Raw genomic sequence first — 13716 nt, 5'->3', positions numbered from 1 at the left:
GCAAGGTGGCGGGTTTCATGATTAATTAATCATCAGGTGATAATGACGGGAGTGGCCATGCGATTACTGTTGGTTGAGGACGAAGAAAAAACCTCGTCCTACGTTAACCGCGCACTGAGCGAACTGGGCTACACCGTAGACGTCGCCGGCGATGGCATTGAGGGCTTGCACCTGGCGGTGCAGCAGGACTATGACGCGGTGATCCTGGATGTGATGCTGCCGGGCAAAGACGGCTATGCGGTATTGGAAGGCCTGCGCGCCAGCAAACAGACGCCGGTGTTGATGCTGTCTGCCCGCGGTTCGGTAGACGAACGCGTCAAGGGCCTGCGCCACGGCGCGGATGATTATCTGCCCAAGCCGTTCTCGCTGATTGAACTGGTCGCCCGCATCCAGGCGTTATTGCGCCGCCGCACCAGCGACGGCATTGACGTCACCCAACTGCAAATCGACGATCTGCACGTGGATCTGCTGGCGCGGCGAGTGACCCGCGGCGGGGAGCGTATCGATCTGACCGCCAAAGAATTTGCCCTGCTCAGCCTGTTGGCTCGCCATCAGGGGGAGATACTGTCCAAAATGATGATCGCCGAACAGGTTTGGGACATGAACTTCGACAGCGACGCCAACGTGGTTGAAGTGGCGATTAAGCGCCTGCGCGCCAAAATCGACTCCCCATATCCGCAAAAGCTGCTGCACACGGTGCGAGGCATGGGCTACGTGCTGGAAAATCGTCCGCTGCATCGCGATGCGCCACGGATAATCGCCTGATGAAAATTTCCATTTCCAGCCGGATGGCATTGATGTTCGCGCTGACCATGGCGCTGATCATGCTGGTGCTGGCGCTGTTTCTGCGCAGTTCGCTGCTGACCTCGTTGCAAAACCAGATGCACAACGAGCTGCACTTTCGCCATTCGCTGGTCTCCCCCTTTATCGAAGCCAAAGGGACCGCTCGCGACTGGCCAATGGTGCAACAAAAGCTCAATACCCTGTCCAACAGCGAAGGCAGCCAGGTGAAATATTGGGTGATCAGCGAGGATCCGCGCTATCGCTTCGGCGGTGTTCCCCCGCCGGGTACCCACTGGTCAAAACTGCCGGACGGTTTCGCCACTGCCGCTAATCCTGACGGCGATTGCCCGCTGTATATGCTGATCGCGACGCTGCCGCCGCTGGGCGCTCGCCCAGAAGTGCGCTATGTGGTGGCGATTGATTCTGCCCCCTATATGGGCACGCTGAGAGAGTTCACCCAGGCGCTGGTGGTGATTTCGCTGCTGGGGATTGGGCTGGCGGCACTGCTGGGCTACGCCATATCGCGCTTCGGTATGCGGCCGGTGCTCAATCTCAGTGCACAGGCGCACCGCTTGGTGCCCGGCACAACCGGCCAGCGGCTGGACAGCGCCACCTTACCGGCCGAACTGCGCAACCTGGCGGAGTCTTTCAATGGCGTGCTGGCGCGCCAGGAAGTGGCCTGGCGGCAGTTGGAGAGCTTTAACGCCGACGTGGCGCATGAGTTGCGCACCCCGCTCACCAATCTGATTGGTCAAACCCAGTTGGCGCTGGCTCGCGAACGCAGCGTACAGGAACTGGAAGAACTGCTGCAGTCGAACCTGGAAGAGCTGGAGCGCATGACCTCGATCGTCAACGACATGCTGTTCCTGTCCCACGCTCAGGCCGGACAATACGCCACCCAACTGAGCGAAGTGTCGCTGCGGGAAGAATCTCTGAAAACGGCGGAATACGTCGAACCTTCGTTTATGGAAAACGATTTGACCATTGAGATTTCCGGAGAAGTGCGGGCGCAGGTTGACCGGCGGCTGTTCCATCGCGCGCTGGCTAACCTGCTTGAAAACAGTGCGCGCCACGCCGTCGCGGGCAGCGCCGTTTCGGTACTGCTGCAGGAGCAGCGGGGATTTGCCGTCGTCGCCGTTGCCAACCAGGGCGAAACCATCGCCCCCGAGCACCTGAGCCGGCTGTTTGAACGCTTCTACCGCGTCGACTCTTCGCGCGTTCGCAGCGACATGCACCACGGGCTGGGGCTGTCCATCGTCCGCGCCATTGCGCTGATGCACCAGGGGGATGCCTTCGTCCACAGTCTCGACGGCGTCAACACCTTCGGTTTCTCGCTGGCGCTGTCGCAGCCAGAGGAAAACCTGACGCCACCGGCGCCAAAACCGCTGCCGGCGGCTCCCACCATCGCCGAGATTAAGCGGGAAAGCCTGTCGTGATTTATTGTACCAACGCCAACACGCGTTTTTCCTGACTGCGGCTGGCGGCGATCGACAGCAGGATCTCTTTCACCACCAACGCCGGCGCCGACAAGGAGTGCTGTGCGGAAATGCACAGCGACAGCGGCACGCTAAGCGACGGAGCGTTGATTCGAGCCATCCAGGCCTTGGCTGGGCCAATCATCGCCCGCGCCACCGACTCGGGTAAAATGGTGGCCCCCAGGCCGCTGGCGATGGCCGCGCTCAAGGTACTGGAGGACTCGATTTCACCAATCACATTGGCGGCCAGCTTGCGCACCGCCATGGCTTCATCCACCTGGGTGCGTACCACATCACCTTCGCGCGGCAGGAACAGATTCAGGCGCGCAACGTCCAGCAGATCAACGCTGTTACCCGGGTTCGGCACCGCACGCGTCGCCACCAGATAGAGATCTTCTCGCATCAGCGCGGTGGCCTGAAGGCCCGCAGGCATTTTGGCACCGTAGATCACCGCCATATCCAGACTTTGACCGGCAACCTGTCCGGCGAGCGTAGAGCCGATGTTCTCATTCAAACTGAGTAAGATACCCGGATGCTGATCGCGTACCGCCTGCAGCAGCGGCAGCGCCAACTGTGATGCCAGGCTACCCGGCGCCAGCCCGACGGACACCTGGCCGCTCATCGCCTGTCCGGCGCTGTTGACTGCGCTCTGCGCCTGTTCACACTGGCGCAAAATGGTCTGTGCATGGGCATACAGGATGTTTCCGGCCTCGGTCGGCATCACGCCGCGCTTGGTGCGGATCAGCAGTTGCTGTTTCAGCTCCCCTTCCAGGGTGGCCAACTGCTGGCTGAGCGCCGGCTGCGCAATATGCAGCACCTCCGCCGCCTGGGTCAGGCTGCCGATATCGACGATTTTCACAAAATACTTCAGACGTCTGAAATTCATATTGCCTCCGTCATGCCGCTGAACTGCGTTGACAGAACGGCAGCAAGATCCGGGCCAGACCGACGAAATAAGAGAAGCCGTTAACTAATCGCCGGAAAAATAAGAAAAAATGATGCTGGTGCTCAATGCCTCCCTGCGTTGGACGACCCAGAACGGAGAAGGTTTGCACCAGCGTGAAGCACGCGGAGTGCAGCCCGTGGCCGCTCCTGAACCATTGCGCAGCAGAGCATCAATAAAAGCCATAAAAAGCAGCAGGTTGAATAATCTTGCAGCAAACGAAACGGCAAGGCGTTTTCAGGCTTTACAAGCCCGCATCACCCCGCTATTATTCGCCCCGTTCACACGATTCCTCTGTAGTTCAGTCGGTAGAACGGCGGACTGTTAATCCGTATGTCACTGGTTCGAGTCCAGTCAGAGGAGCCAAATTCTTGTTTTCATGCCTCTTTGCGAATCCTTATGTGATTTAGATTCAATAAGTTAGCGCGAAAAATCTACCCGATGCATTTTTAGTTTTCCCTCTGCATCGGGAGAATTTGGTGGTCAGATTTGGGGTCATGTTGGTTCGATGACGGAGTGACCCCCAAATGTCTCTTAACGACACAAAAATCCGCAGCTTAAAACCATCCGCTAAACCCTTCAAAATTTCCGATTCCCATGGTCTGTACCTGTTGGTTAATCCAGGCGGTTCACGTCTCTGGTATCTCAAATATCGTATCAATAAAAAAGAATCTCGCCTTGGCTTAGGCGCCTACCCTGACGTGTCTTTGGCTGATGCTCGTCAACAGCGTGATGGTATCCGTAAACTCCTCGCGCAAAATATCAATCCAGCACAACAGCGCTCTGCTGAAAGAACCACTTCCACACCAGAAAAAACCTTCAAACATGTGGCACTGGAGTGGCATAACAGCAACCGAACATGGTCAGAGAACCATGCAACCCGTCTGCTTGCCAGCATGAACAATCATATATTTCCTGTGATTGGACACTTGCCGGTAACTGAACTGAAACCTCGCCATTTTATCGACCTGCTGAAAGGCATTGAGCAAAAAGGTCTGCTGGAAGTCGCAGCACGTACCCGGCAGCATATGTGCAACATCATGCGTCATGCCGTACATCAGGAGTTGATAGAGCATAATCCTGCAGCAAATCTGGACGGTATCATCGTCCCTCCCGTTAAACGCCACTACCCTGCCCTTCCGCTGGAGCGACTGCCGGAACTGTTGACACGCATTGAGGACTACAAGCAAGGACGAGAGTTAACCCGCCTGGCCGTATCACTTACCCTTCACCTATTCATCCGCTCCAGCGAGCTGCGCTTCGCCCATTGGTCTGAGATCGATTTCAAAAATAGAATCTGGACCATTCCTGCCACTCGCGAGTCCATCCCCGGTGTCCGTTACTCTGGGCGTGGTGCAAAAATGCGTACTCCACATATCGTTCCACTCTCCTGTCAGTCCATCGCTATTCTGAAACAGATACGGGAAATATCCGGTCATCAGGTGCTGGTATTCCCCGGCGATCACAATCCGTATAAACCGATGTGTGAAAACACGATCAACAAGGCGCTACGCCTGATGGGCTATGACACAAAAGATGAAATCTGCGGCCACGGGTTTCGGGCAATGGCCTGTAGTGCCCTGATGGAATCTGGCCTATGGGCACAGGATGCGGTTGAACGGCAGATGAGTCACCAGGAACGCAATAGCGTTCGAGCAGCCTACGTCCATAAAGCAGAATATCTCGATGCCCGTAAAGCGATGATGCAATGGTGGTCGGATTATCTGGATATGTGCCGGAAAGTGTATGTGCCACCTTATATTTGTGGAAAGGAAATCAGTTGCACAATGGGATAACTGGCCTGGCAAAATAAAACCCAAAAAATAGCCGTATCAGTCTGTACTGATACGGCTATTTTTCTAGTTTCAGTGCGGATAAATTGTTAAGCCGTTATGAGCATCGTCAGCCAGACTGTCCTGCGTGAATCGAAAGTGTGAAGTCCGCTTCTCATACAGAACTATCCACGGAAACGTATTAGGTCTGTTATGAGCGAGCTGCGGAAGTTGGCAATTTTGATCAGCGGCGAAGTGTGCATCACTAGCACAACCGTGCATTAATAAAGGGAAGGCAGGTCCCCCGACAAGATATCGAGGCATTTTTAGCATTCCATAAATAGATTTAGTGTCGGAAGCAATAAAAAGATAGGTGCCATTGTATCTTCTCAGGCAAACGTGGGATTAAACATCCCACTAATGATTTTTTTAATTTTTCATGATGTTGAAAAAATCGCATGGCATATCTGGACCAAGATATGTCAAAGGGTTGTCAGGGCCTAACACATGCTCAGGCCACTCTTCAGATATTTTTTGTACTTTAACTCTGACATCATCTGTCGAGTGGCATAATGTTAATGAGTTTACAGCTATTTCAATCATTCTATCTATTATGTTGCATACCTCATCAGTGCCGATCACTGCAGGAATAGTCACCCGGATTTCTTTTGAGAATGAATCCATGCAAACGTGAATCAATTTATCTTTAAATTCATCTATTTCTTTCAGTGCCTTAGGGTAATTAAAAAACCAGTTGTCTCTTAAGCTTATACTAACGTCATAAATATGGCCTGGGATATCCGCTATTTCAGCTGATTTTTCAGACCAGCGTCGCCTAGACGAGTTAACTGATAAAATGTATTTAAGTCCTCGTGGAGCAGTGCCAAATCTAGCCCACTGGTTATCACTAATCTCTTTATAAGCGAATGGGTCAAGATGGACATATTTATTTGCTACAGCATCTCTCTCTGGTGGTAATATTGGATGAATATCGTTGTAGTCCGTGCAAAAAAGCCAGAACCCTTTATCAATATCTTTCATTAACTGCAACAGTCTATCAATATCGTCTCTGTGACCATTCCTGAAATGAGCGACTCTGTTCCTAATGTGAATAATTTCATCAATCTTTATCTTCCAAATATTTTGAGGAGGAAGATATTCAGAAAAGAGATCCCAGTCTTTATCAATTAATTTGAGCAAATCAGGGAATGTGATGAAGCTTAGTGGGTTGTTGTTAGTGGTCGGAATATGCGTGAGTGCTTTATCTGTTTCATAGGTGTTTTTTATTTTGTTAAGGTTGAACCAGTTTCGGCCTTTCTTAGACTTTAATTCAATATATACCATTTCTCTTAGCCACTTTTCAAATTGCCAGAGGCGAGCATATAAAATGATAGAGCGTTCATCCCTGTCCGAAATTTTTTCTAATTCTGAAAGCATAATGTTAACTCCATTCTGATAACTAGTGCCTGTAGCATTCCCGACTTAGCGATTAAATTTAACCGTAAAAAGCATTGTGGGAGAGTTCGTAGCAGCGTTATTAATAACCTTTTCTGGCTACGTGTTCAACATGACCAGATACCTGTTGGCTAAGGTAAACCGCTTAGCAACTTCCGCTTTTGGCACCGAGCTGCCTGTAAGATGTAATGGTCTAATCAAGCCGTATACTTTGTTAGAGATATGATGGGCAACGCTAACGAGTAAAGAATGCGAAGAAAAACGTTCACCCATGAGTTCAAGCAGGAATGTGTCAATTTGGTTCTGCAGCACAACTGCCCGGAGATCCAGGCAACTGAAACCTATTTTCACTAATTTCAGAAACTTAACTTTTTTTCATTTTTACAAGATCTATTAATCCATTCTTTAGTTAATACTTGGTTTTGTTTGACGCCACACCCTTCGGCATACATAACACCGAGGACTCTGCCTGGGAGAACGCATAATCTTGCTGTGCAGCCAACGCAGTCCAATTATAGGCTTGAGTTAAATCCATCTTCGCACCGAGACCAATCCCATACATCTGGCCTAGACGGGCTTGTTTTCAGGGAGGAGAGCACTCCGTTATTTCCCGTGCTTCATTCAGTGTTCTGAACAGAAAAAAATCCAGTAATTCATTGCGGTAGGTTTGAGAGATAAGCTCTGGCCCATTATCCAGGCGGATCATGGCTGGGTAGCCACGACTTATTCCTACCCTCTCCAAGACTCTGACTATGCGTTGCGCTGACAGATTAAGATCGATCTCTATGTCCAATATTTCCCAATTAAAGTCATCGACCACATTGAAGTTAGATTTATGAGGAATTTTACAAATCTTATAGCTCGTCGCTGGCTAATGACGCTGTTCTCTGAAACTAAAAGTGAGAGCTGCGTAACGTTCTCTTAACACGACAATTGACGAATGTTTTGCCGTGGGTATTGTCTATATCTTACAAATGAGCAAACAAAACTGATCATATGAGCAAAAACTGAGTATCTAAAACCATAACCCAGTTTGCTTGTCATTCAGTTATCGCTTTCAGCTCTGTCATTTCTTAACGATAGTTCAGAGGTAGTTCAATGAAACAGGACCTTGTTGCGGGTATAGATTCCTCCACCCAGTCTTGTACCGTCATGCTGCGTAGTCTTGAAAATGGCAAGGTGATCGCACAGGCTCGTAAGTTGCATCCACCGACCACACCGCCGTGTAGCGAGCAGGATCCGCAAGCCTGGTGGGATGCATTAGTCTCCGCGCTCACTGAATTAAAACAATGGTGGCCACGTATTGCAGGTCTGGCTGTCGGTGGCCAGGGGCACGGCCTCGTCATGCTTGATAATCACGATCGCCCGCTGCGTCCTGCGAAGCTGTGGAATGACACGGAGTCTGCACCGCAAGCGCGTGAATTGTGCGAGAAGATTGCTCCGGAAGAATGGGCACGCCTGACGGGCTCCGTTCCGGGGCCAGCAATGACCATTTCTAAACTGGCCTGGACAGAACAAAATTATCCGGGGTTGCTGGAAAAAGCCCACCGCATCATGCTGCCGTTTGATTATCTGGTTTACCGTCTGAGCGGTAGCTTTGTGTGCGAGCGCGGCGGGGCATCCGGTACGGGTTACTTCAACCCCTTCACCAATAGCTGGGAACCACAGCTGGCAGCGGTGGTTAACAGTCAAATTGACTGGATTTCCCGCTGGCCCACTATCATCCCGTCGCATCAACCTGCAGGCGTGGTGAAGTTGATGCCTGAGCTGGAGGAACTGGCGGGAGCAATCGTGGGTGTCGGGACCGGCGATAACATGTCTGCCGCACTGGGTATGAACCTGAAAACCGGTGATACCGGTATCTCTATCGGGACCAGCGGTACGTTATATGGCATCACCAGGAAAGGGATTACCGACAGCACCGGCACCATCAACGGTTATGCCGATGCGGCCGATCGCTTTATCCCCATGATTACTACACTGAACTCCGCCAAAGTCACCGATACATTTCGCAAAATGCTGCGCGTTACCCCTGACGAATTCGACGAGCTCGCGCTGAGTTCGCCACCCGGCGCCAACGGTCTTCAGCTTGTTCCGTGGCTGGACGGCGAGCGCACCCCCAACCTTCCTGACGCCACGGGACACATGCGCGGATTACGTACCACCACAACGATGCAGGATATGGCTCGCGCCACCGTGGAAGGCGTACTGTGCGGCCTTCTGGCGGGCGGTCTGGTACTGAAACAACATGGCTTCACTGACGACGGTCGCATTGTTGTCACCGGCGGCGGCGCAAAGTCACGAGCCTATCGTCAGATTCTGGCTGACCTGACGGGCAAGCCCGTTTGGATTTCTCCGGTGGGTGAAACGGCAGCTGCGGGTGCAGCCATTCAGGCTGCTGCTGCCGTGCTGGGATGCACAAATATTGAAATGGCCGATCGCTGGAGTGTGCCGCTTGAGAAAGTGGCCGAGCCACAACAAGATGCGCGCCATGTCCTGGACGCTTACGTTACCTATGCCAATGCATTATCAGGAGAGCTGCAATGAGTTCAATAACTACCCCTGCAAAAATCAAACCGCCTAAGCAGCCGCTCAAAGTCCCTGCAGAAGCGGGTATCGCCGTTGTTTTCTTACTGGTCATGCTGGGCGGGTTTATCGCCACGCCTAACTTCCTGACTGTTTCGAACATGATGGTGTTGCTTCTGAACGGCGCGGTCATCGGCTTCCTTTGCCTGGGACAATCCTTTGTCCTGCTGACCGGGGGTATCGACCTCTCCTGCGGTTCCATCGTGGCGATGACCTGCGTGGTTGCAGCTTTGCTGATGGAGAAATTTGGCATTCCGTGGCAGCTTGCCGTACCCATCGTTTTGGCGGTGGGTGCGCTGAGTGGGCTGGTAAATGGTCTGATAATCGAACGCACCGGCGTGCCGCCATTCATTGTCACTTTTGCGATGATGGGGGTTGCGGCATCCATACCACAAATTATCACCGGCGCCGAATCGATACGCGTGACGCAAATTGGTTACAGCCTCATCGGTCAGTCAAAACCGCTGGGTATTCCGTTCCCTGTCATAGCGCTGCTGCTGGCCATTGTTATTGGTGTCATCTTCCTGCGCCGCACCATCACCGGGACTCACATCTATGCGGTAGGCGGTAACGCAGATGCTGCACGCTTATCGGGGATCAGCATTCCACGCATCACCCTGTTGGTGTATGCAATTTCCGGGCTTTGTGCGGCATGCGGCGGCCTGATTTATGGATCGCGTCTGATGACAGGCTATCCGACGGCGGGCCGTGGTGACGAACTGTTCTTCTCAATAGCGGGTGCGGTGGTAGGTGGCGTCAGTCTGTTTGGCGGCACTGGCAGCCTTATCGGCGCGATGATTGGCGCCATGCTTATTGCCTCAATATCGAATCTGATGAACGTGCTGAACGTCAGTGCCTACTGGCAGCCGCTGGTCATCGGCCTGATCATCCTGTTCGGCGTCACTTTCGATACCTTACGTACCTCGAAAAAAATCGTGATCCCCTGGCTCAAAGTCAGGAAGTCACGCAAAACACAACAATAACGCTTCTTAAACCCTGACCTACATATATCCAGGAGATAAACATGAAACTCCGTACCACAATCACCGCAGGTGCAGCGATAGTCGCACTGTCCTGCATGCTCGCCGGCTGTAACCGTGAGGATACTGAAAGCACCGTGGGTGCCGGCAAAAAAACATTGGGCGTTACGCTGCCGAACCTCACCAACCCTTATTACGTTGCCATGAAAAAAAGCTTTGAAGACAATGCAGCGGCACAGGGCTTGAACGTAAAAATTTCGATTGCTGATAATGACGACGCCAAGCAACTTTCGCAGGTGCAGAACTTCATTGAACAGAAGGTGGATGCGGTCGCAGTGAACTGCGTCTCCTCAGGCCCGTGCGTGTCGATCATAAACCAGCTTAATCAGGCAAAAATTCCGGCGTTTGCCATCAACATCCTTCCGGATACCGAGGGGATGAAGCAGCAAAACGTCACGCTGGTTCAAGGTGTTCAGACCGATCAGCGTGAAGGCGGCAAGCTCATTGGCCAGCAGCTGTTGAAAGACATTGGTGAAAATGGCACTGCAACAGTGGGTATCGTGGGAGAACCAACATCCATTGCCGCAAATGCACGTGATGAAGGCTTCAAGGAAGCCGTGGCATCCAACAAAAACATTAAGTTCGTCGCGCTGGTCAATGGCAAAGTAGAAGAAACAACCTCCCTGAAAGTCACCACTGAAATGCTGCAGGGCAGGCCAGAAATTAACGTCGTGTACTCAGACACCGAACCTTCCGCGCTCGGGTCACTGGCGGCAATCCAGCAACTGGGGGTCAGTGACAAAGTGAAGCTGTATGCGTTTGTGGATAAAGAAGGCGTCAAAGCCGTTCAGAACAACAGCATATTGAAAGCCGGTGCGATTCAGGAGCCGGTTAAACTGGCTCAGTTGCTGGTTGAAAATGCCAGGAAGAGTCTGAACGGTGAACAGGTTCCAGCCATGATCAACAACCCACCGCTGCTGGTCACCAAAGACAACGCAGCATCGGTAATGGGTTCAGCATACTGACTTAAGTGAAAGGCGAAGAATGATGAATTATGTGGCGAAGCAGGTCAAAATCGGTTTTTCGGGTGTGCAGGTTCTCCACGATGTGGATTTCAGCGTAAAGCCTGGCGAGATCCACGGCCTCTTTGGCCATAATGGAGCCGGTAAATCAACGCTACTGAAAATCCTGGCGGGCGTTAACACGCAGGATAGTGGAGAGCTGATGATCGGCGAAACGCCGGTGCACCTTGCTTCGCCACGGGATGCACTCAACAAAGGTATTGCTTGTGTGTATCAGGAACTCCGTCTCATTCCCGGCATGAGCGTCTGGCAAAACCTTTTTCTCGGACGTGAATGTCGTAAAGGCAGTGGCTTTATAGATGATGCAAGTATGATCGCGCATACCGAGAAAGTACTAAATGATTACCATCTGAGTTTCAGCGCTACCGCGCTGGTCAAAAATCTGTCACATCCTGAAAAGCAGATGCTGGAAGTGGTTTCTAACCTTGATCGCGACGCCCGTTTTCTTTTCCTCGATGAACCGACGACCGCGCTGGAAGGTGCGCAGGCAGAAGAACTGCTACAGGCAGTACAACGTATCGCACGCGAAAAGCAGATTGGCGTAGTACTGGTCTCTCATAAATTAGACGAAGTGTTGGGTGTTTGTGATGAAGCAACCGTAATGTGCGGCGGCCGAGTGATTTATAACGAAGGCAAAAAGACGCTGAGCAAAAGCGCCATCATTGACGCTATTGTGGGCGATGCAAATGCTTATCAGGCGCCGTCTAACAGCCGTAGTCTGATCCGCGGCGCGATGGGCAAACCCTGGCTCTCGGTCACAAACCTGCAGACTGATCGCCTGAAAGGCATCAACCTTGAGGCATATCGCGGGGAAATTTTGGGTATATACGGGCTGGCTGGTGCAGGCCGAACGCGCTTGTGCCAGACGCTGTTTGGGTTGGAAACCGTTACCGGTGGTGACATCCGGCTGGGTCACAAAGAATACCATCCTTCTTCACCGGCAAAAGCCATTGATAAGGGGATTGCTTACCTGACAGAAGAACGTAAAAAAGATGGCTTCATTCCTCAGATGTCGAGCTATGCCAACGCCATGCTGCCGGTTCTGAAAAAATTCCGTTCTGGCGGATTTGTCAGTCACAGCGCTGCGCGGCAGGCCGCCGCTGAGTTGCTGAGCAAGATGAATACGCTGGGAACGCTGAGCGGACCGATTAAATCGCTTTCCGGAGGCAATCAGCAAAAAGTTCTGCTCGCCAGGGTCATTGCGCAAAACGCCAATCTGGTATTGCTGGATGAGCCGACCAAAGGCGTCGACATTGGGGCAAAAGCGGATATTTATCGCATCATCCATCAGTTGGCAGATAAAGGCTGCTGCGTCATCGTGGTATCGAGTGAGGAAGAGGAATTGCTGGACGTGGCAGATACCATTACGGTGTTCCGACAGGGTAAATGCGATGGTGTGATCATTCCTGCACGCGACCTTAAACCCGCAGATCTTCGCAAAGCCGCATGGGAGCATGCTGAAGCCCAGGCTTAGGGCACTCATTCCGAACAGAACGCATCCAACGGCCAGCTAAGCTGGCCGTTTTTGTTTCAGCATTTGATTAACGTTATAGTTGCCCTCCTGCAGAAGACCCAAACAAATTGCATCAAGTGAGTTACCCCGCATACAGGCTCTGAGCGCTGGCGCAAAATGAGTGGAAAAATTGTGCAATCTGTCATTGGCATATTTGCAACAGGGCAGATATTAAGTTGTGCAAAGTGGCTATACGGCATAGCGCAGAAGGGGCAAGAGAAATGGCAGACTTTTACATCTCGGGTATACGCAGAGACAATGCAGGGCAACACATTCAGTACGTTAAAATCATCAAAGCCGGTAATGGGGAGAAGGACGTATCAATTAACTCGCGTCAGTTTGTCGCTGAGTTGATAAATGCCGGTAAGACAAGCTTTCAAACAATTACCTACGTGAATGACAAGTGGGTTTATGGGGCAATGGTTCATGTTATTGATGGGATTTATCTCACGACTGATCCTAATGATACCAAACGCGATAACTTGGGTAATTTGCTCACTTTTTAATGATGCGATGTTATAAGCGAATGAGCGCTTCCAGCGAAGCGCTCATTGTCATTACTCAAAATCAGCGTGTCGTTTAAACATGGTTTCACTGGTTTCACGCAGTTGGTCCATGAGTTCCAGCACGATGGCATCGTAGGTGATAAAGCAGAGTTGCTCGAAAGAGGAACCCATTGGCTGCGAAAACTGGCCCGGAGTGCGATCGTTTTCAGTTTTGACCGTTCCCTGTAATACCAGCACGCAGTTGGCCAACTGGCCAATCGCAGAGTCTTTCTTCATGGTGACCAGCGCCACGTCGACACCACACTCAACGGCTTTCTGCGCAAGGCTCTTGAGACTGCCTGTTTCGCCACTGCCTGAACCAATAATTAACAAATCACCCGCTTTCGTATGAGGTGATGAAATTTCCCCGACTACGCTGACCGAAAAGCCTAAATGCAATAAACGGTTAGCGAACGCGCGGATGGCAATACCGCTGCGCCCTGCACCTTGCAGGAAAATATGCTTCGCATTACGGATCTTCCCGATAAAATGCTGTGCCTGATCATTGTCGATATTGAGCGCGTTTTGTTCTAGTTCCCTGAGAATACTGACAGTATTTTCTTGAACACCCATTTTCTTTTC

General features: G+C 51.7%; 11 protein-coding genes, 1 tRNA gene and 1 pseudogene. 9 read left to right on the top strand and 4 right to left on the bottom strand.

Features of this window, described 5'->3' with window-relative positions; all coding sequences use genetic code 11:
- The first annotated feature begins 57 nt into the window (after positions 1–57).
- Together AAZT04_RS08510 and AAZT04_RS08505 are read left to right on the top strand one after the other, a co-directional pair.
- Positions 58–765, top strand: coding sequence for a heavy metal response regulator transcription factor (locus AAZT04_RS08510; RefSeq protein WP_020827675.1), 708 nt, complete (start codon positions 58–60; stop codon positions 763–765).
- Positions 762–2219 (top strand): heavy metal sensor histidine kinase, encoded by a 1458-nt coding sequence (locus tag AAZT04_RS08505; protein WP_434680239.1) that lies wholly within the window; start codon positions 762–764, stop codon positions 2217–2219. Before AAZT04_RS08510 ends, AAZT04_RS08505 begins: the two co-directional genes overlap by 4 nt.
- A 1-nt stretch (position 2220) precedes the next feature.
- Here the strand turns inward: AAZT04_RS08505 and nac are convergent, their stop codons facing one another.
- On the bottom strand, positions 2221–3144 hold the full coding sequence (nac, locus tag AAZT04_RS08500) for a nitrogen assimilation transcriptional regulator NAC (RefSeq protein WP_020827677.1): 924 nt from the start codon (positions 3142–3144) through the stop codon (positions 2221–2223).
- Positions 3145–3491: 347 nt separating this feature from the next.
- Here nac and AAZT04_RS08495 point away from each other — a divergent pair.
- Both AAZT04_RS08495 and AAZT04_RS08490 read left to right on the top strand, forming a co-directional pair.
- Positions 3492–3567: transfer RNA gene (locus tag AAZT04_RS08495), tRNA-Asn, on the top strand.
- Between the two features lie 161 nt (positions 3568–3728).
- A complete protein-coding gene (locus AAZT04_RS08490) occupies positions 3729–4997 on the top strand; it encodes a tyrosine-type recombinase/integrase (protein WP_434679686.1) in 1269 nt (422 codons plus the stop codon).
- Between the two features lie 405 nt (positions 4998–5402).
- Here AAZT04_RS08490 and AAZT04_RS08485 read toward each other — a convergent pair whose 3' ends face one another.
- Together AAZT04_RS08485 and AAZT04_RS08480 are read right to left on the bottom strand one after the other, a co-directional pair.
- Complete coding sequence (locus AAZT04_RS08485) at positions 5403–6410, bottom strand: Swt1 family HEPN domain-containing protein (protein ID WP_434679684.1); 1008 nt, start codon at positions 6408–6410, stop codon at positions 5403–5405.
- Positions 6411–7026: 616 nt separating this feature from the next.
- Positions 7027–7254 (bottom strand): annotated as a pseudogene (locus tag AAZT04_RS08480) (IS3 family transposase); the annotation flags it as partial.
- 272 nt (positions 7255–7526) lie between these two features.
- On the opposite strand from AAZT04_RS08480, the gene xylB reads away from it, so the two are divergent.
- The 5 genes from xylB to AAZT04_RS08455 all read left to right on the top strand — a co-directional run bounded on the left by xylB (position 7527) and on the right by AAZT04_RS08455 (position 13095).
- Positions 7527–8975: a xylulokinase gene (gene xylB / locus AAZT04_RS08475; RefSeq protein ID WP_072351807.1), complete on the top strand. Its 1449-nt coding sequence runs from the start codon at positions 7527–7529 to the stop codon at positions 8973–8975.
- Positions 8972–9997, top strand: a complete 1026-nt coding sequence (locus AAZT04_RS08470) for an ABC transporter permease (RefSeq protein WP_032693575.1) — start codon at positions 8972–8974, stop codon at positions 9995–9997. The genes xylB and AAZT04_RS08470 overlap by 4 nt, the downstream gene beginning before the upstream one ends.
- 134 nt (positions 9998–10131) lie before the next feature.
- On the top strand, positions 10132–11019 hold the full coding sequence (locus AAZT04_RS08465; protein WP_434679681.1) for a substrate-binding domain-containing protein: 888 nt from the start codon (positions 10132–10134) through the stop codon (positions 11017–11019).
- Between the two features lie 22 nt (positions 11020–11041).
- A complete protein-coding gene (locus AAZT04_RS08460) occupies positions 11042–12550 on the top strand; it encodes a sugar ABC transporter ATP-binding protein (RefSeq protein WP_434680237.1) in 1509 nt (502 codons plus the stop codon).
- A 260-nt stretch (positions 12551–12810) separates the two neighbouring features.
- Positions 12811–13095, top strand: coding sequence for a DUF3892 domain-containing protein (locus AAZT04_RS08455; protein ID WP_032693573.1), 285 nt, complete (start codon positions 12811–12813; stop codon positions 13093–13095).
- Positions 13096–13146: 51 nt separating this feature from the next.
- On the opposite strand, the gene hxlB is transcribed toward AAZT04_RS08455, so the two are convergent.
- Positions 13147–13707, bottom strand: coding sequence for a 6-phospho-3-hexuloisomerase (hxlB, locus tag AAZT04_RS08450; RefSeq protein WP_434679678.1), 561 nt, complete (start codon positions 13705–13707; stop codon positions 13147–13149).
- Positions 13708–13716: the final 9 nt, after the last annotated feature.

Origin of the sequence: Serratia sp. Je.1.23.a, from assembly GCF_051129805.1 — a bacterium.
Lineage (GTDB): Bacteria > Pseudomonadota > Gammaproteobacteria > Enterobacterales > Enterobacteriaceae > Serratia > Serratia liquefaciens.
Note: the sequence above shows the minus strand (reverse complement) of the source record. Positions and strands in the feature narration are given on the sequence as shown.

What these genes read in the sequence shown, in the direction of transcription:
- AAZT04_RS08490 (WP_434679686.1), top strand. Translation starts at nt 3,729, where the DNA reads ATGTCTCTTAACGACACAAAAATCCGCAGCTTAAAACCATCCGCTAAA.
- nac (WP_020827677.1), bottom strand. Translation starts at nt 3,144, where the DNA reads ATGAATTTCAGACGTCTGAAGTATTTTGTGAAAATCGTCGATATCGGC.
- AAZT04_RS08510 (WP_020827675.1), top strand. Translation starts at nt 58, where the DNA reads ATGCGATTACTGTTGGTTGAGGACGAAGAAAAAACCTCGTCCTACGTT.
- xylB (WP_072351807.1), top strand. Translation starts at nt 7,527, where the DNA reads ATGAAACAGGACCTTGTTGCGGGTATAGATTCCTCCACCCAGTCTTGT.
- AAZT04_RS08470 (WP_032693575.1), top strand. Translation starts at nt 8,972, where the DNA reads ATGAGTTCAATAACTACCCCTGCAAAAATCAAACCGCCTAAGCAGCCG.
- AAZT04_RS08485 (WP_434679684.1), bottom strand. Translation starts at nt 6,410, where the DNA reads ATGCTTTCAGAATTAGAAAAAATTTCGGACAGGGATGAACGCTCTATC.
- AAZT04_RS08460 (WP_434680237.1), top strand. Translation starts at nt 11,042, where the DNA reads ATGAATTATGTGGCGAAGCAGGTCAAAATCGGTTTTTCGGGTGTGCAG.
- AAZT04_RS08455 (WP_032693573.1), top strand. Translation starts at nt 12,811, where the DNA reads ATGGCAGACTTTTACATCTCGGGTATACGCAGAGACAATGCAGGGCAA.
- hxlB (WP_434679678.1), bottom strand. Translation starts at nt 13,707, where the DNA reads ATGGGTGTTCAAGAAAATACTGTCAGTATTCTCAGGGAACTAGAACAA.